This window comes from Actinocrinis sp. (assembly GCF_035938995.1).
Lineage (GTDB): Bacteria > Actinomycetota > Actinomycetes > Streptomycetales > Catenulisporaceae > DASZGI01.
Genome location: NZ_DASZGI010000371.1, coordinates 1 through 21,779, shown reverse-complemented (window position 1 = coordinate 21,779; position 21,779 = coordinate 1). Strand labels below are relative to the sequence as shown.

General features: G+C 69.5%; 9 protein-coding genes and 1 pseudogene. 3 read left to right on the top strand and 7 right to left on the bottom strand.

Annotated elements, in window-relative coordinates; all coding sequences use genetic code 11:
• Positions 1-198: 198 nt before the first annotated feature.
• The 6 genes from VGZ32_RS25715 to VGZ32_RS25690 form a co-directional block, all read right to left on the bottom strand.
• Entirely contained in the window at positions 199-1,410 is a 1,212-nt protein-coding gene (locus tag VGZ32_RS25715) for a site-specific integrase (RefSeq protein WP_326888781.1), read from the bottom strand.
• A gap of 327 nt (positions 1,411-1,737) precedes the next feature.
• Positions 1,738-4,131 carry an ATP-binding protein gene (locus VGZ32_RS25710; RefSeq protein ID WP_326888780.1) on the bottom strand — a complete coding sequence of 798 codons (2,394 nt, stop codon included), beginning with the start codon at positions 4,129-4,131 and terminating at the stop codon, positions 1,738-1,740.
• Complete coding sequence (locus VGZ32_RS25705; protein ID WP_326888779.1) at positions 4,128-7,388, bottom strand: hypothetical protein; 3,261 nt, start codon at positions 7,386-7,388, stop codon at positions 4,128-4,130. The genes VGZ32_RS25710 and VGZ32_RS25705 overlap by 4 nt, the downstream gene beginning before the upstream one ends.
• Entirely contained in the window at positions 7,385-11,053 is a 3,669-nt protein-coding gene (locus VGZ32_RS25700) for an AAA domain-containing protein (protein ID WP_326888778.1), read from the bottom strand. Before VGZ32_RS25700 ends, VGZ32_RS25705 begins: the two co-directional genes overlap by 4 nt.
• Positions 11,054-11,104: 51 nt before the next feature.
• Positions 11,105-15,460 carry an AAA family ATPase gene (locus tag VGZ32_RS25695; protein ID WP_326888777.1) on the bottom strand — a complete coding sequence of 1,452 codons (4,356 nt, stop codon included), beginning with the start codon at positions 15,458-15,460 and terminating at the stop codon, positions 11,105-11,107.
• Positions 15,457-16,929 carry a lipase/acyltransferase domain-containing protein gene (locus VGZ32_RS25690; protein ID WP_326888776.1) on the bottom strand — a complete coding sequence of 491 codons (1,473 nt, stop codon included), beginning with the start codon at positions 16,927-16,929 and terminating at the stop codon, positions 15,457-15,459. The genes VGZ32_RS25695 and VGZ32_RS25690 overlap by 4 nt, the downstream gene beginning before the upstream one ends.
• Positions 16,930-17,560: 631 nt before the next feature.
• Between VGZ32_RS25690 and VGZ32_RS25685 the strand changes: the two genes are divergently transcribed.
• Positions 17,561-17,692 (top strand): hypothetical protein, encoded by a 132-nt coding sequence (locus VGZ32_RS25685; protein WP_326888775.1) that lies wholly within the window; start codon positions 17,561-17,563, stop codon positions 17,690-17,692.
• A 339-nt stretch (positions 17,693-18,031) separates the two neighbouring features.
• The gene (locus tag VGZ32_RS25680) at positions 18,032-19,453 is read left to right on the top strand and encodes a hypothetical protein (protein WP_326888774.1); all 1,422 of its coding nucleotides are present in this window, start codon (positions 18,032-18,034) and stop codon (positions 19,451-19,453) included.
• An 86-nt stretch (positions 19,454-19,539) separates the two neighbouring features.
• On the opposite strand, the gene VGZ32_RS25675 is transcribed toward VGZ32_RS25680, so the two are convergent.
• Positions 19,540-20,481: a site-specific integrase gene (locus tag VGZ32_RS25675; protein WP_326888773.1), complete on the bottom strand. Its 942-nt coding sequence runs from the start codon at positions 20,479-20,481 to the stop codon at positions 19,540-19,542.
• Between the two features lie 1,154 nt (positions 20,482-21,635).
• Here VGZ32_RS25675 and VGZ32_RS28935 point away from each other — a divergent pair.
• Positions 21,636-21,779 (top strand): annotated as a pseudogene (locus VGZ32_RS28935) (integrase catalytic region); the annotation flags it as partial.

The window sequence follows — 21,779 nt, the reverse complement described above, 5'->3', positions numbered from 1 at the left end:
CTCTTAATCAGCGGGTTCGGGGTTCAAGTCCCTGACGGCGCACCAGGATTGACCAGCGGCGGTACCGGTTTCCGGTGTCGTCGTTCGTTGTTGGTGGGGCCAGGGTGGGTCCGTGGTGGGGCCACGGTTTCGAGGGCAGTTCGGGACAGTTCCTGCTGGTCTTGTCTATCAGGCAACGAGCTTGCTGTTTGCCGCTCGTCAGGCCGCCAGGACGGCGGTCGCGCTGCCGGTGCGTCCGCGCACGCGGGTGGTGCCGGGCACGAGGCAGCCGTGCTTGAGAATCAGCGCGGCGGTGGCATCGGCCGCCTCGCGGGCCGCGTCTGGCAGGACGCTGACGTAGGTGTCGGCGGTAAGCACAATGCTGCTGTGCCGCAGCGTCTCCTGCACGATCTTCAGCGACACCCCGGCCTGCAGCGCCAGGCTCGCCGCCGTATGCCGAAGATCATGAAGCCGGATCGGGGGCAGCCCACACCGCTGGCCGAGCGTCTGGAAGGTGCGGGTCAGGTAGGCCGGGTCGAACGGCGTGCCATCGGTCATCTGGAACACGAACCCGCTGTCCTCGGCCCCGAAGGCAGTCAGCATCCGCAGCTGACGCGCCCGGTGTTCGCGCAGCACATGCACGGTGACGGCGTCGAGCGCCACCCACGCGCGGCTGGAGTTAGTCTTGGGATCGATCAGAGCCCGCGCCCGTCCCCGGCCAGCCGGCTGGACCTGGTAGGTGACGTGCATCAGCCCGGCGTCCAGATCCACGTCGATCCACCGCAGCCCGGCCACTTCCCCGCGCCGCATACCCCGGAACGCGATCAGGTGGTACGCCACGTACAGCGGGTGATCGCGGTGCGCAGTCAGGAACCGGGCGACCTGCGGAGCAGTCCACACCGCCACCGGCGGACGCTCCCCCGTCTCCCGCCACCGCGCGATCAACTCCTCGGTCCACACCACCGCCCGCGGCCGCCGATACGTCGGCAGGCACCCGCACCGCGCCGGATTCTGTGCCAGATAGCCCTCCGTGACCGCAGCGTTCAAGGCGGTGCGCAGCGTCTTGAACGCCGCATGCGCACTGGCCAAGCTCACGGGACGGGCGCCGATTCCATCCCGCAACAGCCGAGCGAACACCTCCTTCACCCGGGGCGCGTCCAGCTCGGCTAGCAGCGTCAACCGGAAGATCGGCACCAGATACCGGCGCACGTACAACCGGTAGTAGCGCCGCGTGGACTGCCCCGCCCGACTACGCGTCGACACCCACAGCTCCAGCCAGTCCGCCACCGTCACCGCCACCGCCACCGCTGCGGCGCTACCCGCTGCGGGCACTCGCACCCGGCCCAGGGCCTCGGCGGCCTCACGCCTCGAACCGAACCCTCCCCGGCGAACACGCCGCCGCTCCGCCACACCGCCCCGCGGCAAGTCCACCTGGAAATACCAACTGCCATGCCCAGCCCACCCACGCTGCGGGCACCGTCCCTCCAACCGCCCGCCGTGCTCCCGATCCCGGCACCCGCACCGCTTGAACACACTGCCGCCGACACCCGACCGCCGCCCATGCCTGGACACCGCAAGCCGCCTCTCCGCCGAAGGACACAAAACGCTGCCCCACCACAACTCTTCGGTTACAAGCTCGGGCGCGTCTGAATAAGCAACCACACCCCGGAATCCAGCGCCACCGGTAGATAGCGCAGGCAACGTAGAAGCGCACGACAAGGTGCTGATCACAAAGGGGCGGTTACGTGGTGTGACACTTCAGGGGTCACTCCGCCCTGGCAAAATGAGCTGGAAGTGAGCGCCTCTCAGCACCGGATGACTATCCGATCGGCCGAGGAGAATGAGATCTCCGCCGGCGTGTTGCGCCAACTGCCGGGCTCGAGCCAGGCCTCTTCCCCGACCGGGTCCGCGAGTCGAGGCACCTTCACGGAAGACGAGATACTCGGCGCCCCCCGGATACTCTATGCCCGGCCCGCTGTCCAGAACGTCGATCATCAGGTCCGCGCCGAGGGCTTTGACGGTCACCGCTGCCGATCCCCCGCTGCTTCCGGCCAGCGCGTCGGCCGCGTTGCTGAGCACCTCGTAGAGGATGACGCGAACCAGATCCGGATTGACGCGCGCGATCGCGATCTGCGGAGTCTGGACCGTGAGCGCGCAGTCGGGATGGGCCCGCTCGAAATCACCGCGGAGCTGGGTCGTCAGTGAATGCAGATCAGTCTCGCCTGCCGTAGGTACGGCGGCCAAGGGCACCCGGTCGGATTGCGCCAGGAGAGCCGCCACAGCCGACTCGAATATCTCGCCCGCGGGCTGCGGCTCGTCGACGAGCTCCAGGTACCGCGCGCGATCGGGACTGAGCGCGCAGCCGTGGAGCAGCCAGACCCCGAGCTCCGCCGTCGGCCGATCGCTCGGGGCGCCCGGCTGCGACCGGTTCTCAAGGTCACGCAGGGCAGCGGCCAGATGGGGCTTGGCGCGCCCGCTGAGCACCGTGAGCACACCGCAGGCCCGGAATTGGACGGCGTCCTGGGACGCCTGCTCGACCAGCGGAAGTACGCTGAGACGGCTCAATCCCTCGTGGATCACCTGGTCCTGGACGGCGCGGTCCGCCGTGAAGGTGGCCTCCAGGAGCACTTCGTTGGCGGAGACCGGCTTGCCTGGCGGCGCCTTCAACAGCGCCGCCCACAAGGCGACCCGCGTGGCCGGCGAGTCCGCGATCGGGCGCAGCACCGCGTGCTCTACGGCACTGACGAACTGCGCGTCGTCCTGCCAGGCGCGTAGGTTCCGCCGAGCATCCTTGGACGGGCCCCGCCGCTGGGCGAGGTGTTCCAGGAACAGGTAGACCAGCGCGGGATCCGGGCCCGCCTCGAAGCCGAGCGCCGCAGCCAGCGCCGCGTCGCCGAGCCCGGCCAGGTCGACGATCCAGCTCAGTGCGGGCCACTGCGCCGAGCAGTCAGCTTCCAGCAGCGCACCCAGTTCGAGCGGGGTATCGCCGAGGAAAGCCGACAGTGGCCAGCCGGCGCCGACAATCCGGAGCAGGGCCACCGACCTGCGCGACCGGACCGTGGCCAGCCTGAGCAGATCTCGCAGGTCGAGGACGGCCGCACGCCCCCGCTCCGCGTGCTCGGCGCGGGTGAGGGCGGGCCCGACCGCGATGAACGGTTCGAGGCCGCCCAGGGTCGGGACCCGCCCGATCTCGGGGGCCGCGACGAAGAGGTCGACGGCACCGGCCGGGCGGAACCGGGCGGTCTGCGCATCCGCGAAGACGTAGTCGAGCGTGGTCAGATAGCCACCCTCGACCTGATCGATCCGCTTGCCCGCCGCGGCGCGTGGATCAAGGAAGCGATCGAGCGCGGCCGCGAACTGCGAGGCGGCCTGCTCACCTCCGTCGTGCAAACCGTCGAAGGACTCCAAGAGAGCTGACGCGGAGGGATCGGGCGCCTTCCAGGAGTCGAAATCGGGCGGCCGCCTGCGGGCCGGGTCCAGGTGCCATTGCAGGACGTCTTCAGGCCTGGTGCCGGACCACCCCCAAGCGCGCAGCGGCGGCACCGCCTCCGGACCGGGAGCACCGTCCCCGCCGTATTTCAGCATATGTTCGGCGCCCCTGAGTCGTCCGGAACGAAGCTGCGCGTGGAACGCGGCGGCCAGTTCGGCCGGCCTTTCCCCGGGGCCTTCCTCGAACTGCCTGCGCAGAAGATCGCGCTTCGCCTCGACGGCCTCGGCGAGTGTCGACGCCCGCTTATCGAGAGCCGTGCGCACGACGGGCCATGAGTGCGAGCACTTCTCTTCCAGCACGGCCTGGTCGATCTCAAAGCTCAGTCCGGCGGCGTCGGCCTCGTCCGCCAGTTCGTTCACCCTCGACTGGAACTCCTTCAACAGTTCCCGGCGGCGGGAGGCCATCCGCCTTCGCAGTTCCTCGACCCTTGACTCGTCGAGCGCCGCGGCACCCAAGGCGGCCTTCGCGGCGTCGAACTCCCCTGAGGCCACCAGGGCGCTGAGGACCTCGTACTCGTCCTGGTCTGCGAGTACGCCCTCGAGCACCGCCTCGGTCACCGCGGCCGGATCCCGCGGCCCGGGCCGGGCCAGCGCGACCAGCAACTGCGCGAAGCGGAATCGGCCCGGCCAGCCGGAGGCGAGATCCTCCAGAGACGCGTTCATTGCGCCTCCCGTCCCCACTGGGCAAGCGGATTGAGCCGGTCGAGCAGGGCCATCGGGGGCAGCGTGAAAGGCGCAGGCAACTGACGGACCTCGGTGAAGAGGTCGTCCCAGTCCTCGGCCATGACGCGGGCGATCCCGCGGCACCCCTCGACGACCGGGATCCGGTCTCCGGGCAGGTCGCGGGAGACGGCGGCCGTCGGCGCCAGCGCTCTCACCTCGCGCACCGCAGACTCGACCCGCTCGAGGAAAGTGCGCTGTCTGCTCCACTGGATGGGGGGCAGCCCCGCGTCCGCGATCAGCCGCTCAAGGTGCTGCTGGACGTTGCCGGGAAGATCCTGCGGCAGCCCGACGCGCAGGTCGGCGTCGCCCGCCGCCGCGGCACGGATGCGGGTGAGCAGGCCGTCGGCGGCGAACAGTCGGTCATGCATGGCCAACCCCGACTCGAAGTCGAACCTCTGACGCAGGGCCTTGATGCGATCGAGCTCGTCGCGCAGCACGTCCCAGCGCTGTCTGGACTGCGCGAGCAGCGCCGAGCGGGCCACCTCAGCGGCGAGTACGTCGAGGGGAAGCGCCGTGCGCGCCTTGTGAAGGTACTGGAACGCGGCGTCCGCCAGCCGCTGCCAGGACGGGGTGAGCGCGCGCCGGTGCAGGCGGACCACCTGCTCGCCCTCGCCGCCCGCCCACAGCAGTGTCTCCGCGAGCCCTCCGACCGCGCCGACGGTCCGCGCGGCGGGCGCGTTGTCGTCCGACATGTCCAGAACCAACGCGGCCTCGGTGAGCACTTCCCCCAGCGGACCGCAGTCCAGCGCGGCGGCCGCGACACAGGCCGCCGCGGATAGTCCGTCATACGGTTCCTCAAGCAACCTGCCGAGCAGCGCCGCCTCCATGAACGAGCGCCGTTTCCAGGCGTTCGCCACCAGCCACGCGGTCCATCGCGCCCGCTGAACGGCCGGGATCCGTGGACCGAGCCGCACGAGGGCCGCGGCCGCAGGCCGCAGGTCCGCGTCCGGGACACCGACGCGGTGCCAAACCTCCAGGACCTCGCCCGGCACGTCGAGGTCGTGGAAGCACTCGGCGACGCATGCGCCGAAACCCTCCGCGCCGCGCGCCTCGCGCGCTTGCGCCAGAACCGCCAGCGCCGCCGACGCGCCGCGTCGGTACCGTGGCGGCGCGGCCTGCTCGTCCGGGGCATCGTCCGTTGCGGGGTCCCCGGTCACCGCCGGAAGTCCCAGGGCGGAGGCCAGCTGGGTCACGAAGGACGCGCTCTGCACGTGAAGCCCGAGATGGGTGGTGCGAGCCGTGGCGGCCGGCCTGCGGATCATCTCGTCGCCGAGCACCGGAAAGCTGCCGATGAGCACGTCGTCGTCGGCCAGCAGCACGTGGGCGCCGGCCCGCTCGGTCCGGGTGGCGACCGCCCCGTCCGGGCGGTCCGCGAGCTCCGTGAAGGACTTGGCCGCCTGCCCGTCGCGGACGAGCGGCGGATGGATCAGGTATACCGCCGCGCCCGCGTCGGCCTTGGTCCGCAGCGCCCGCGCGAGCCGCTCGTCGGCGACCTGGGCGCTGATCCGGTCGTCGGCCAGGACGAGGCGTCCGGCCCCGCCGTGCAGGGCCCGCCACAGGAAGTCCTGGTGCGCCCCGTCCAACACCAACTCCACGACGGAGTCCCTGGCGGCCACCCGTTGCGTCGCCTCCGCCAGCGCCTCGTAGTGCTCACCCCAGCTGTCCGCCCACAAGCGGACCGAACCGGGAGTGCTGTCGGCAGCGGGCGGATACCGCCTGGAGCCGGGCTCCGGCGCGGCCGCCTTCCCCGGGACCGCCGGGAAGTCTTCCAGCTGCATCCTGATCCGCTGGCCGTCCTGCCAGCGCGGCCAGTTGCGCCGCGCCCAGATGAGCAGGTCCACCACGCATTCGGGCACGGCGGGCCCCTGGGGGGCGGCCTCGATTAGCACCCCGAGCTCCCGGCCGCCGCGGCCGCGGGCGATCGCGAGCGGGCTGTGTGAACCGACGAAAGCCCGGCGGTTGTCCTGTACGACGACGCAGGCCGACGTTCCAGCACCGCGGTCCGCGACCATGATTCTCGGCCGGTAGCGCGGGACCAGGTCGTCGAACAGCGCGGCGTGCACTTGGCGCGCGAGCGAGTCGGCGCCGCTGCGCCCCCACATCAGCGCGATGCGCACTCCGCGTTCCAGAGCCTCCTCGAACCAGGGCAGCGCGACGTTCAGACTGTCGTACGCGATCGTCGGCGCGGCGATCACCACCTGGCGCTGCGCCGAACCCAGGAGGTCTTCCAGCACCCACAGGTGGCCCTCGGGCCGTTCCACCAGGGTGACGGCCGCTCTGGCCCGCCGGGCGGCGTCCAACCGGTCGTTGATCTGGCCCGCGGCCTCCTTCAGTTCCTTCTGCTTCAAGTCGACCTGTGTCGGATCCGTCTCCGACAGGCCGGAGACCTTCTCAGCCATCCGTTCGAGCAGTCGGCCGACGTCCTCGGGCACTGCGAACACGCGGCCCGCGCGACCGCGCAGCGCCTTGGCCGCAGCACTCTCGGGCAGGGCCTCGATCAGGTCGCCGAGATACGCGCGCACCCGCTGGCGGGCCTGCCGGCTCCAGATGCGGCGCCGGTCGTCCACCAGATCGACGCTGACCCGGTCGGTGTCCTCGTCCACCTGGACCGCGGCATGGGCGGAGAGCCAGAGTAGTCGAGCCGCCGGGCGCAGCAGTGGATTGCCGAAGCCGACGTCGAGGACTGTCCTTCGGAAGCCGGCGCGCCGGTCGTTGCGTACCGCGCTCTGGACGGCGCGCAACAGCTCCAGATGAGGCAGGTCAGTCTCGCTGACCCCGTCGTCGACCGGAAGCTCCACGCTGCCTTCGCCGGGACGCCGGTCGCCGTCCGCCTTCGGGAAGATCATGCCGGTGATCGGCTCGAACAGGTACTCCAGCTGCTGGGATTTGACCGAGGCGCTGCGCAGCGAGCCGCCGTCGGTGGCGGCCAGGACCTCACGGGTGCCGTCGCTGAGGTCCAGCCGCCCGCTCTCGAAGTCGACGGTTATGTAGCCCCTGCTCCAAAGGGTGTGCACGACGTCGAGAAGGATCCGCTGGGGCAGGGCGAAGAGCTCCGCCAGAGCCGGCGCCGTCGCGCGGCCGGCCGCGATGGCCTGCACGACGAGGTCCTCGAGCGTCGTCACGCCGTCTTCCGGTCCGAGCTGGACGGCGAGCACCACCAGCCGGCACGGGAGGGCGAGGTCCACCGACTCGCTCACCACTGCTCCCATTCGTCCGCGCGCACTCTGCGCCCGTAGCGCCTGACCGTGTCGGTGACCATGCGCCAGTCGGGGCCGCCGTACGAGCCGTAGTGCTCCAAGCTCCCGACGACGACCATCAGCCGGCGTGCCCTGGACAACAGGACATTGATGACATTGCTCTGCCCCACGTGGCCGATATTCTGCGCCGGCCTGGTGCCGCGCTGGTTGCGGCGCACGAGCGAGACGATCACCCGGTCGGCCTCCTGCCCCTGGAAGGAGTGCACGGTGTGGATCCGGTTGAGCAGGACTCCCTTGGCACCGAGCAGCCGGACCTGGGCCCGGTAGGGGGTGAGCACGACGAGGCTGTCGGGCTTGTCGAGGTGCTCGGAGGCGGCGGCCGGGGGATCCATCTTGTCGACCAGGTTCGCGACCAGGTCGGCTTCGCCCTGGTTGAACCAGCGGGGGGCGTCCTCGTAGCCTTCGCAGCCGGTAGTGTCGATCCACACCAGGGCGGCGCCGGCCAGACAGGCCGGTATCCGGACGCCGTGGGGCACGCGGGTGCGGGTCCCGGACTTGAGGAAGGCGACGGGCAGGCCGTCCTCGTCCAGTTCGGCCGGCACCTTGGGATAGAACACACGGCTGACCGGTTCGGCGATGTCGGGATGCATGCGGAACTGATGGCTCAGTTCGCCGAGCGGCGAGGTCCCGCCCGACTGCGCCTCGTCCTGCCTCCCCTCAAACAGCGAGCCGAAGAAGCTCAGGGCTTCGAGGCGCGCGCCCTTGCGCTCGTAGTGCAACCGCAGCTTCTCGTCCGGATGGTTCTTCAGCGAGTCGAGGAAGGTGCGCAGTTCGCCCTCGCGGTGCGGCCCGAGCTGGCGGTGGTCCCCGATGAGCGTCCAGCGGGCGCCGAGCACGAGGGGGATGATCACCTCGGTGGGCCAGGCCTTGGCGGCCTCCTCGAGGATCACCCAGTCGAAGGTGTCCGCCGGATCGCGCACGGTGTCGTTGACTGTGGCTGCGATCGAGCAGGTCGCCAGCACGACGCTGGCGCCGTTGCGGATCCGGTCGGCCAGCTCCACCTCGTCCGACTGCACGCGGTCCAGCCAGAGCTCGGCGAGCTTGCGCTCCGCGGGCTCCAGGACCTCGCCATCCGGGTTGAACCCCCACTGCTCCGCGAGCGTCCGCTCTGCCGCCGTGAAACCGTCGCCGCCGCCGCGCAGTTTGGCTTCGATCAGCGTCCGGGAGACCCGTGCCACCTCCGGCGTCAGCATGGCGAGCGTGTGCTTGACAACCTCCCGATCTTTGACGACGTCCTCCTCGCGGCCCTCCGGGGCCTCGCGCAGCACCAGCATGTGCGGCGGCAGAAGCTCGATGAGCCGCTTCGCCAAGTGGTCGAGGGCGAAGTTGGACTGGGCGCTCACCAGCACGCGCGACCCCTCCTCGGTCCGCAGGAAGGCGCGCACGGCGCGGACCGCCACAGTGGTCTTTCCCGACCCGGGCGGGCCTTGCAGGGCGTAGAAGGGCTGGATCGCGAGCATGTCGCTGATCGTCTTCTCAGCGTTGCCCTCCAGCTTCTCGCTCCCGTCGCCGTCCTCGGACCACCGCCCGCGCCCGATGTCGAAGGAGTAAGGCTTGCGCAGCGACTCGACCAGCCCAGACTGGGTCCTGAGCGTATTGAGAGCCCGTTCCTGGCGCGCGAGCTGCGGCGAGGACCCCGAGTCCTCGGCGGGCCTGATCCAGCCAGCCTCCGGCATCCTGCGCCCGCGGGGAACCGCCACCTGGATCGAGTCGGGATCCTTCTTCGCCTTGAACTCCACCTCGAAAGACTCCCGCCCGAAGAAGGGAACGCCCTTGCGGCCGCCCACCACTTCGAGCCGGACGGTTTCCTCCTCCGCGTCCCGGGCGACGCGATCGAAGAAGTCCCCGAGCGGAGGCCGCCGCTGCACGTCGGCGCAGTAGGCGGTCAGCAGGGGGGAACGATGCCGCCAGTTGCGGTCGCGTGCGCTGTCGAGCTGGACGATCACCCGGCCCTTGCCGTCGGCCGCGCCCATCCGGACGAACGGGTATGTATGTGAATTGAGATCTGCCCTCTGGTACTCCACCAGGAAGTACAGGGACTGCAGGAACTCCTCGTTCTTCGGGTCCCGCTGAACGCTGGCGCGCACCGCGTCGGTGAGCACCTTCCAAGACGGCCGGTCCTTCCGGAAGCTATCGATGTCCTGACCCGGCTTCCAGGGGATCAGGTCCATCCGCCCGATTCTGCGCCGCGGATGGGCGGTCACCAGCTCCTGGGCGAACTCGCGGTCCCGGATGAACTTCACGACCAAGGTGTCGTCGAAGCGCTCAGCGACGTCGCCTCCGTACTCCTGGGGATAGTAGAAGGCGCAGAACCACACCGCCTTCCGGCCAATGAGCACCCACTCCGCCTCCTTGAGTCGCTCCTCGGGGCCCGAGGCGTAGCCGAGCGCCCCGCTGGGCGAGTGCACCAGGTCCGCGCTACGCAGTTCGTTCTCGAAGAATGCCTTCAGGTCGTCGCGGCCAGCCGGTTCGGCCGGACTGTGCGCGATCCAACCCCGCTGGAGGTAGATCGTCTCGACCGACTCTGCGGGCATGAACGCGAGCAGGTGCGGCTTCCGGACCGTCTCCTCCTCCCAGGCCGCACGGATCGCGGCCCAGTTGTTCTCAAGGTAGCGCGACGCTTCGAAGGCCGAGAAGCGCTCTCTGGGCTGCGGGTGGAGCATGTGCCGCAGCGTGTGGGCGAGGGCGTCGGGCAGCCGCGTCCCGGTCAGATGGGCGCGCATCTCGTCGTGCAGCCGGGCCAGGGCAACCGCCCGCTGCCGCCCCGTCTGGGACTCCACGGCCGCGTAGGCGTCGGGGAGAACCTGCGGGACCGAGCCGCAGAACCACTCCCAGCCGAGGACCCCGAGCCCGAAGAGGTCCGTCGTGTTCCACTCGCGGCGCACCCCGGCGTTCTCGTCGAACAGGAACGAATGCCGTTCGGGGGGCAGGTACACGTGATGCCGGGACTCGTCGATGCCCTTCGGCGGTGTCAGGTAGAGCAGGCTGGTGACGGCCTTGGCCCTGCCGTCGTCGTGGGCCTCGGTCCGCCGCATCAGGTTGCCGATCAGGGCGCTCATCTCGAAACGGGTGAGCTTCATCGCCCGGTCGTCCGGATCGTCGCCGCTGCGCTGCTGCGCACGGACCGAGCCCGCCGTGACGTTGCGGTGCATGATGCGCGCACTGTGCAGGTTGCTTAGCGCGTCGAGCAGCATGCTGAACTGCTCCAACGCCCTGAACTGGTTTCGGGCCGCCCATGCGATCGCGTCGTCGACGGGCAGCGCCCTGCCCTCCTCGTGGGTGATAGTGAACGCGATGCGGTAGTCGGGGTCGAAGCCCCCGCGCTTGACCTCCGGGAGCGCGGGGTGGTTGATGGCGCGCAGCCGCAGCAGGCTGCGCACGGAGTGCTCCCACAGCACGCCGGCGAAGCCGCTCACGTTACAGAAGAGCGACAGCTCGCCCCGATCCGACTCGTCGCCGGCCCGGTAGAGCTCGGCCCGCACGAGCACGTCGGGCACGACGACCTCCGGATCGCCGAGCAGGACGTAGCGGCCGTATCTCGCGTTCGCGTTGCAATAAAGGCGATTGATCAGGTCCGTGTAGTAGTCCACCCCACGTTGCGTCACCAGTTCAGTGTGCCGCTCGTCCTGACGCCCTGTCAGGGGATTCGGAGTCTTTCACCGGGCCGCCGCCGGGCCGCCGGGCCGGACGGACCAGGCCCGCGGGTCCAGCCCGAGGACGACGACGCCCTCGTCAGTGCCGACCGCGAGCTCGTCACCCATGGAGGCCAGGCACAGGCACCGCATTCCCAGAGGTATGCGATGCAGCAGGCGACGGGTGGCCACGTCCCAGAGCAGCACGGCGCGATCGTCGCCCGCGGACGCCAGAAAGCCGCCGCCGTCCGGCCTGCCCAGGAATGTCAATGCATTGACTTTTTCTGTGTGGCCGACCAACGCAGGGCCTCTGACGGCGAGGGTGTCCGCATCCCAGATGCTCACGACGCCGTCGTGAGCCGCCGTCGCCAGCAGTGGCTCACCGCCCGCTCCGAACAGCGCGGTCAGGGCTCTGATCGGTCCGGCGCGTTCGCGCGAAATGCGTACTCTCGCGGTGGCCGGGTCGTCGAGTCGTATGGTTTCGTCGTCTCCTGCCGTGACAAGCCATTCGGCGCCGCGGGATCCTATGGTAGTCATCGCTCGGAGGGTCTCGCGATGTCCGGTGAGGATCTCCCGTGGCGGCCGCGCCCCGTCCGGATCGTCGAGCCGTATGACCCCGCCGTCGCCTGCCGTGGCCAGCCAAACCACACCGTCCCAGGACACGACAGTTGTCATCGCTCGGACGGTCTGCCGGTGACCGGAGCCGATGGCCTTCGCCGGCCGAACACCCTCCGGGTCGTACAGGCGTATGTTCCCGTCGTCGCCCGCCGCGGCCAGCCACACCGTGCCGTCCCGTGTCGCGACAGTGGCCATCGCCCGGACGGTCCCCGGGTGATCGGAGCGGATGAACTGCGCAGGCCGGACGCCGCGTGGATCGTCGAGCCGTATGTCCCCGCCGTCCCCGGCCGCGGCGAGGAGATTCAGGCTCGCGCCGACATCGATCACCGTGATCGCCCGCACCGGTCCCGGATCCCCGGCATCCGCCTCGGCGACCGGCTGGATCGAAGAGGGCTGCCAGATGCGCACGGTGCCGTCGTCGCCTCCGGTGACCAGCAGCTGCGCTCCGGCGGGTCCGGTGAGCGCGGCGACGCTGCGAACCGCGTCGGTGTGGCCGATCAGGCCGAACGGCGGCGCGGCGACGTCTGCGAGGTTCCAGAGCCGTACGGCGTGATCCTCGCCCGCGGCGGCCAGCAGGGGACCGCCGGCGGATTCGAGGACGGTCGCCGCGTACACGGCGCCCTCGGAACCGGTCAGTCGGTGCAGGAGCTCGCCGCTGTCGGGATCCCAGATCCGAACGTCGTCATCGCCCATGGATACCAGGCGGGTGCCGGCTGGGCCGGGGTAGGCCGCCAACGCCCAGACCCGTCCCGTGTGGCCTTCCAGGCTTCGCAGCGCCCTGCGGCGGTCCAGAGCCCAGATCCGGATGGTGCCGTCTTCCCCCGCGCTGGCCAGCAACGCGGGCCCGATGTCGGACCCGCGGACCGCGGCCACGGCCCAGACCGGCCCCTCGTGGCCGGTGCGCGGGCGTCCCAGCGCCCGCCCGGTCTCGGGATCCACCATGTGCACGGCGCCGCTCCAGTCGCCCACCGCGAGTGCGGTCCCGTGGCTGACCGGTACCTGCACGATGGAGCTGACCCAGGCCGCCGACTCGATCCGTACTCGGCGCGCGGGCCTCCCGCCGGACGGATCCCAGACGTGAAGGGCGCCGGCCCCACCGGTGGCGAGCAGGGTTCTGCCGTCCGAATCAGTGAACTGCGCCACCGACCGCCGTGTGCCGGTGCCGCCTTCCGGCTGCGCCGGGGGCACCTCGACGCGTCCGGTCGCCGGGTCCCAGATCTGCGATCCGCCGTCGCTGCCTACGCTCAGCACGAGGTTGCCGCCAGACCCGGGGAACGCCACCACCGCCGAGACCGATTCGTCGCGGTGGCCAAGTGTGACGTGCGGCTGGTGCGTGTCCAGCCGAGCCCATCTCACCCCCCAGGCGGCACGCATTGCGTCGGAGGACTTCGCATGCGCCGCGTCCGGCGGGCGGCCCATGGCCCGCCAGGTGCCGAGTTCCCGGAGGCCGGGCCGGTCGGCGACGGTGGCCGAACCGGTCAGGTACGCGGACTCGATCGTCCCGAGGACCGAGGCCGGCAAACCGCCGAAGCCCTCGGCGGATCGCAGGGCCTCGGCGGTCAGGTCGTACGGGTTCAGCAGGTCGAGTACGTCGTGGCGCGAGCCCAGGACCTGCCAGCCCTGCGGTCCGGCGTCGGCGGCGTGGCCCGCCAGGTGACGGGCCAAGTACGGGTTGAGAGCGGGCGCGACCTCCTGGTCTTGTAAATCGGTGGACACCAGGTCGACCAGGGCGGCGACGACGGGTTGCTGCCCAGACCGACCGTCGGGCCCGGTGTCGCCGCGCAGGAAGAACTCCCGGAAGGTCCGATGCGCGAGCCGGTACACGCTCTGCTCCTGCTCGGCGTCGAGCATGATGTACGGAGCCGCGGCCTCGATGACCGCGTCGAGGTCGGCTTCGTGGACTTCCGCGTCGCCGAGGGATTTCGCCACCGACGCCCAGATCCGATCCGCCCTCGGCAGTCCGCGGCCCTGGGCGAAGGCCAGCGCCTCGAGTACGGCGCGGCTGCCCGGGCGGGTGTTCTCTAGCCGGCGTACGGCCGCTCCGAACAGCGAGCGGTGGTCGGTGCGCAACATGGCCGCCAGTTCGCCCTCACGCTCCGTGCGAAGCAGGCCGGGGTCGGCGAGAATCTCGTGGACAGCGAGCGCCGCGAACAGGAATTCGCGCTCCTCCCCGGTCTGCGGGTTGGGCGCGGTCACGAGTGCGGCGACGCGCTTCAGCGCCTCGTCGAACCTCTGGCCGGCCTCCGGGAAGTCAGCCTGCAGGGGTGCCAGCCGTCGCCTGATGTACTCGGCCAGGGCGATCTCGTTGCGGCTGATCCACTGGACCGCCACGTAGGGGCGAGAGTCTCTCCCGAGTTCATCGAGCAGGTTCTCGTCGGCCGGCTCCGAGAGGTCGGGACTCTCCGCGGTGGACGGACGGGTACCGATGACGGCACGCACCCGCGGAAGCCCGCCGAGACGCTGGAACAACGCGGCCATCTGCGGAGGGTCCTGGGACTCGTCGAGGGCGTCGGCGATCACCGTCAGATCACGCTCACGCCGCCGAAGCGCACCGAGCAGGGCGTCGATCCGTTCCTCGTCCGAAGCCGGCTGTCGCGCCGGGACCGGGGCGACTTCGTCGAACGCGCTGGCACGGATTTGGGCGACCACGTCTCGCACGGTCGCCCCTGCCAGATGTACGGAATAGTCGATCTCCGGCAGCCGGGCGGAAGCGGGCCAGGGATCCTGGGGGAAGCCCGCCGCGATCGTGCCGTCCTTCCGTGCGCGTGCGTACAGGAGCAGGTTGCCGAGGATCGCCGATTTCCCCGAGCCGGCCTTGCCGGTGACGACCAGCAGCCCGTGGGCGTTCTCCTCCAGCCACCGCAGGATGGCGCGGCGGTCGGCATCACGCCCGACGAAGTGCCATACGAGCTCTCCGGTGGCCGTTCCCACCTCCGTGCGCTGCGGTCGCGCGCGCTCACGCTCGGGCAGCGCGTCTAACGCCTCCTCGATCTTGGCGTAAACCTCCAGGGAGGCCGTCACCGGCGAGGCCAGGCGGACCGGTCGACGCAGCCAGCTGGTCGAGAGGCTCCGCGCGGTCACTCTGCCTGGGTTGAGCCGACCCTCGATCCGTCCGGCGAGATCGTGCAGGGTGAACTGCGCGTCGTTCTCGCCGTAGCTGTCCAGCGCCCCTCGAAGCGCCTCTCGGAAAGCCGCGCGATATCCCCGCCCCAGGTCGGCCCCGGATCCGACCAGCAATATCCGCTCGGCCGCCCGCTTGTCGAGCAGGAGCTGCAGTACCTCGTCGACAAAGCGCGCAGCACCGCACGCCTCCACGATGACCATCGCCCAGTGGTCCTCGCTCGCGCGCTCCGCGAACTCCCTGCCGATCTGGTGGGCCAGCTGGGCGGGGAGCAGGTGGTCGTCCTCGCCGTCGTCGCCGGCGCCGCGCACCGCCAGCCAGGATTCGTCGTCGTTGGATTCGCCGTGGCCGATCCAGACCAGGACCGAGTTGCGCGGGCCGCCGGGTGAGGCCCAACCGCGCAGGCGGGCCTGGGTCATGGCCAGGTTCCGCTCGCCGTCCGGAACGGTCCAGGGCAGGATCCGGCCCCCGAGCGCCTCGAGCAGGGCGCCGATGGCGTCGGCTTCTTCCTGCGCGTGGATGCTGGGGTGACGCTCGCTGTTCAGATACTCGCCCAGCGCGATGGTCACTACCTCGAATCCGGGTGGCGGTGCCGCCACCGAATCCGAGAACCCCGAAGCCTGTCCGCTGAGCGAGGTCATCGAGTGTCCCCACCACCACCCGCAGTGACGAGCACCATGCGTGAGACGGGATCGCTGCCACCGGCGACCTTCACCCGATACAACCCGGGATCGTCAAGCGTGACGCGCACGGAAAGGTGTCCGGGCATCGAACGCACGCGTGTCAGCCTGGGCCGCTGGACGATGCGGTCCCGAGACCCGGCGTCCTCGATACGGCAGCTCATCGACCCGGGCTCGACCTTCCCGGCGACCAAGATGTCGAACGCAGCGCCGGTGGCTACGAGTTCGGGCACATCGAGCCCCAGCTCGAGGAACTCCGCTCCCAGCACTTCGCCCAGATCGGTGACGCGATTGACGAGTCCACGGGCGATGTCCGTGACCGCTCCGGTGGCGGCGAGCGCTCCATGCTGCTGCGCGACCGTGACCGCCTCGACGCCGCGGAGGTAGGCGGCGTACCGGTAGACAGTCCCGTCACCGTGGTAGTCGAACCGCAGCGGACGGCCGAGTGCGTCGCGGCGCAACTCGCCGTCCGGATGCCTGCGGAACGCATACATGTTCGGTTCGACGATCCCGGCGCGAATGCGCAGGCTCTGCACAGTGGGCTGGGCGACCCCGGCGACGAGCAGGTGACCCGGCAGCGACGCGGCCGCCGCGCGGGCGTGGGTTTCGAAGGCGTCACGTGCCAGTTCGGGATCTCCCCCGATGGCCTCCACGTCCCCGGGAGTCAAGGCGACGACCTCGTCGTCCGTCTCCACGCAGCGATATGTCGGCAGAAGGTCGTGCAGGCCGGGCAGGGTTCTGCCGAGATCGCGCAACTGCCGCCGGGGGATTCCGGGCGGCCCGCCGCGTCCGCTGTTCAGTATCTGCGCGGCCATGACCGAGCCCTCGAACGGTGTCCCGAGCGTGAGCGTGGCCCTGACCTCCGCGGCGGCGCCAGGGATCAGCGTCATGGAGCGGACGAGGAGTCCGCCCATGGAATGGGCGATGATCACTGCCTGGGCAGGCCTGTCGTCATCGTTCCCGGCCCGCGCGCGGTCGTGTGCGGGATGAGCACGCCAGGCATGGAGATGACGGTGGACGCAGTCTGCGAGCAACGTGGCGTTGTAGCTCACCGGGAGCCGCCAGTCGTATGCGAACTCGCAGATCGCCGCAGGGTCGACCACGGCCTTTCGCAGCTCTTTGACCAGGCGGGTGTACGGCTCGATCCCGCCTAGGAAAGGCGCCCAGGCCGGCTTTCTCAACAGCCCGCGCGGCACGACGCGGCCGATTCGACCCGAACGCTCATCGTCCGTGACGGCGAGGGCCGTCATCCCGCCGCTTTGCCTCCACCGCAGGGCGTACTCGATGGCCTTCGTCATCCCCCACAGTTCGCGACCGGTGGATGCCTCTATCAGTGTGCTGCCCATGATCCCGGGCACGATCACCACCGCGTCGGGGGAGAGACCGATACGTGGCAGAGGGGGGCCGAAGTGTTCAATGGGCCGCTGCATATACACACAGTATTGACGCGCCGTCGATTTCGTAGCCACTTTGAACGAATACCAGCCGTCTCGAATGCACACCCGAGCAGGTAGCGCCACACGCCACCACGCCAGTCCCAGCCTTACCTTCGACGGACTCCATCATCACCGTCTGCCAGGCCCACAACAGATCACATCAGCTCGTACTGCATGAGGGTTCTTGAAGGTCAGTGTCGATGAACATGCGCGGACGCAGGTAGACCACCCCCGATCACAGATCCCAACGCACCACAACCCTTCCAAGCCACCGGATATTGGAGCGCAAGCCAGCGGCGACAAGGGCAGCGGGGCAGCGGTTGGACTGCCCCGGGTCGATTGGAGGAGGCCAGCCAAGCCGCGGTGGACTGGTCCTGGTTCGTCAGGGTTCGGATTCGGGAAGGGATTACTCGACGCGCTGTCGTCGCCGCACAGCATGGGGAGGATGCCGTGGCCCAACGCAAGTCTCTGCCCGACAAGATGCTCGCGGCGTACAAGCAGCACCTCAAGGACCAGGCCGCTGCGAAAGCGATGGCGGAGGCCGAGGCGAAGAAGGCCGCGCCAGGACGCCGAGGCGAAACGGGCGCAGCGCGCCGCGGACGCCCTGGCCCGGCGGGAGAAGGCGTTGGAACGCATCCAGAACGGCGACCTGATCACGGTATCCGAACTCGAACAAGCGCGTGTGTTGCCCGTACCGGCTGCGAGCACCAAGCCGCTAAAGGAGTACAGCGATACCCTCTTTGACCTGTCCAATTAGCAACCACTGACGGCACCGGACCGGTGCGATACGTCCTGGTCCCGGCAGCTTCGAGCAAACGCTCAGCTCGCCCGTTGGCCATCATCGAACGCTGCGCCGCTTCAGCGGGCGGCATCACAAGATCGGGTGAATGCTCTACCGATGTCCGCGCCGGGGGGTAGCGTTAATAACGAGTGGCCAGGATCGGTGATCGCATCATCGATACCAGCCCCGCATCATTCAGGCTTTTCCCGCCCGCCCGGAGGCGTAGTGGTACTGCGCCCACCAGCGGGTCATCCATTCGTCGCTTTCCGAGCCGCAGCTGCAACCTGGCGCTGCGGGAATCTGGAGCACTCAGCCGTGCAGAACCTTCCGGCCGCGTACCCACGCGCCTTCCACTGCGAACACACCCCGTCGAAGTCGCGCATCCACGCGCTGGTCCACCACACCGGCGGGCCCGCCACCCTCACCGCCGTGCTCACCCTCACCGACCCGGAACTGGCCGAACAGGCGGCTCGCATCCTGAACCAGGCCCTCGAGGCTTCCCCCGGCCCTGTCCTGCGCGGCGAGATCGAGCAGCTCACTCTCCAGTTGCCCACCGCACCGCGCGCCTCCCTCATCCAGGCACTCGCCAGCCTCGAAAGCGGCACGTGGCCGACGCCCACCACGCCACCATGGCCGACACTCGATGAGGAAGACGAACGCAGCGAGACGCCGCGCCGGCTCCATGATGAGTTCACGCGAACGCCCCGCCTCGCCCGCCTCGCGCAGCACCCCGGACTGGTCGTACGCATCGGCAGGCTGCTGGAAGTACACGTGCACGACCGCGCCCGAACCCTCAACGCCGCAACGGCAAGCGGCTGGACCCCCGACGAAGAAGACGACCTGCACGAGGACGACCACATCCTGAGCGCCGTGATGTGGCTCGCCGACCAAGACTGCACGATCCCCGGCGCAGACATCCTGACCGACGCTAGCAACGGGCAGTGCCTGTCCCCGGGCGACGACGAAATCGCGGACTGGAGCCAGGAACCCGTCACGTTCGACTTCGGGACCGGCTACCTGCTCAGGCAGCCCCGGCCCGACGCCGGAGACGACCCGGACCAGCCGCGCCCCGACTACACCGCCCTGTTCCCGATCCCGGACTGCGGACACCTCGCTAACAACGGAGATGTGAACGACATCGAAGTCTGCGAGCGGTGCGAGGCGTTCACCCTAACGCCGCGCACCGCGGCAGCGCTGTCCTGGGCCCTGGGCACACTGGCCGAACAGTGCCTCATGGACGTCGACGAACACGGCGACAAACCCGTCGACCCCAATGAGACCTGGTCGGTGTTCGACGAACTGCCCCGGCTGACCTGGCGACAGGACGCAGCCTGGCGCACCCGCTTCAGCCAAGCCGTACGTCACCTGGAAAACGACCTCGACCACGGCCGGCTTCCGCTACCGACCTGCACCGCCGAAGAGGTCGCACTGCACCTGGCGCTCGACGAAACCGAAGTCGTCCTGGACATGGCCGCGGACAGCGACCACTACGCCCACACCGTCTTCGGCGACCTACCCGAACACCCCAGGGACTACGACTGGGACCTGTGCCACACCGCGCTCTTCCAGGACTCCGACGTGCTGTTCCTCTACGACAACGCAGCCGACGGCATCGAAGACCCCGAAACCGACATCAACAAGCACTTCAGGATCGGCGACCTGCGCCCCGCCCACTGGTTCGACACCTTCCTGAACATGAAACCCCGCAAGCCGACCTCGGCACCAGAGCAGAACTGACCAACCCCGGCGGGTCCCTATGACCCGGCCGGGATGCCGCCCACGTCAGAGGGACCCGCCCTCCGCATCACCGCCGCAACGGCAGGTCACGCTCGATGGCTGCGGCGCACAGGCCGACCGCGCAGGCCGGCGCGGCGCCGCAGGCCGAACAGCAGCGCGGCCGTGTGCTCCGCGGCCTCGCGCGCGCTCTCCGGCAGAACGCTGGTGTAGGTGTCGGCGGTGGTCTGGATCGAGGCGTGCCCGAGCATCGCGCAGACGACCTTCAGATCGGCGCCAGCGGCCAGCGCCAGGCTCGCGGCGCCGTGCCTTAGGTCGTGCAAGCGCACCGGCGGCAGCCCACTGGCCATGACCAGAGCGGCGAACAGGCGGGTGAGCCGATCCGGGGCCAGCGGTCGACCGTCGGGGTAGGTAAACGCCCAGCCGCCCTCATGCCACTGTTCGCCCACTGCAGCCCGTTCTACGTTCTGGCGGTGGCGGTGCTGACGCAGCGCGGTGACCGTGGTGTGATCCAACGCGAGCGTCCGGATGCCCGCGGCGGACTTCGGCGCCGACTCCACCACGCGCCCACCCCGGCGCTGGACCTGACGCACCACGCTCAGCGTCCCGTGGTCGAGGTCGAAGTCCTGCCAGCGCAGGGCGCACGCCTCGCCGCGGCGCAGGCCGCACAACGCGATCAGGTGGAGCACCGTGTACCACCGGTTCTCGCGGGCAAAGCGCAGGAACTGCGCTGTTTGGTCCGGCGTCCACACCGCCACCACCGGCCGCACACCGTCCCGCCGCCAGGCCGCCACCCGCTCCTCAGTCCACACCACCGCCCGCGCCGGCCGCGCCGGGGGCAGCTCCACCCCGCGCACCGGGTTCACCTCGATCAGCCCGGCACGCACCGCGGCGTTGAATGCCGCCCGCGCCGTCGCATAGATCCGCTGCACCGTCGCCGGGCTCAACGACCGACCCGCCGCATTGTGCCCACGGATCACCGAGACGAACACCGCCTGCACATCAGCGGTGCGCACCTCGGATACCGGCATCCCACCCAGATACGGCACCAAATAGTGTGCGGCCAGTTCCCCGTACGAGCGACGCGTCTCAGCGCGCAGCGCGGTCCGGGACGCCAACCACCGATTCAGCCACACGCGCACCGTCACACCCGCCCCAGCGCTCACAACCGCCGGAGAGGCAGACCGCACCAACGCCTCCCTCGCATCCGGCGCGGACGCGAACCCACCCCGTCGCAACCCACGACGCCCACCCGGCCCCGTCGCCAGTTCCACGCTGAAATACCAACTTCCGTGGCCCTCCAGCCCCAGCAGCGGACATCGCGCCCCCACCAACCGGCCCGTGCCGATGTCCCGACACCCACACCGCTTGAACACCGAACCCGCCACCGCAACCGCCTCCATCCGTAATCACCCCAGCGTGCACGGCGAAGTGAAACCCCACGGCATAAGCGGAGAAGAAACAGCTATTGATAATCTGAGAGTCGCTGGAACACCTCGACACACCCGAAGATCTTCCGAGCGGGAGCCCGACGGCAAGCGCACGGACCGGCCACCCGCACCCAGCACCGAGGGCTCGGCGCAGTGGCCGAGTGACCCTCACGAGTGACGATCGCGAGCCAAGCGGGTAACTCCCCCCAGCGCGGGCAGGACCATCACGTGGCATCCCGACGGCGCACACCCCGGCGGCGATCACCACCGTCAACACGGACGGTTGGCGAGCGTATGTCCCGGGACAGGGTGGCACAGCGCGGTACCCGCTAGTAAAGTTTCATTGAAGATCCCGAACATACCGGGACGGAATGGGACTGGGCGATACGCCCCAGTACGGATAAAAACCCCGTATATCTGCGCTCTTAATCAGCGGGTTCGGGGTTCAAGTCCCTGACGGCGCACAGAGCGAACAACCCAGGCACACACCGTGTGATCTGGGTTTTTGCTTTCTCTGGCGTTGATTCGGTGTGTCAGTTTCGGACACTTCTGTCCCACGATGTGGTCGGCTGGCGAGCGGTTGTACAAGATATGTACAGCGGGGCCATCGCCGAGCGCTGATTCACCCCGTTTCCGCCCGGTCCATGACGGCCTGTGACATCACGTACCAACCGATCCTGTGGGGGTTCCTTTCTCCGGTCTTGGCTGTGACCTGGGTTGATGTGGTGCGGCTGGATCATGGATGATCGTGGTCTGTGTCGCCTCGACTGCCGTATCTGATCTTCTGTCGCGTACTGGCGTGGCTCGCGCTGCTCACTCGCCCGCGCGCGGCGCTGCACGCCGAGATCTTGATACTGCGCCATGAGGTGGCGCTGCTGCGGCGCAGCGGTATCAAGCCG

Coding starts and splice junctions, on each gene's coding strand:
- VGZ32_RS25710 (WP_326888780.1), bottom strand. CDS start 4,131: ATGAACGCGTCTCTGGAGGATCTCGCCTCCGGCTGGCCGGGCCGATTC.
- VGZ32_RS25695 (WP_326888777.1), bottom strand. CDS start 15,460: ATGACCTCGCTCAGCGGACAGGCTTCGGGGTTCTCGGATTCGGTGGCG.
- VGZ32_RS25690 (WP_326888776.1), bottom strand. CDS start 16,929: ATGCAGCGGCCCATTGAACACTTCGGCCCCCCTCTGCCACGTATCGGT.
- VGZ32_RS25675 (WP_326888773.1), bottom strand. CDS start 20,481: ATGCCGGTATCCGAGGTGCGCACCGCTGATGTGCAGGCGGTGTTCGTC.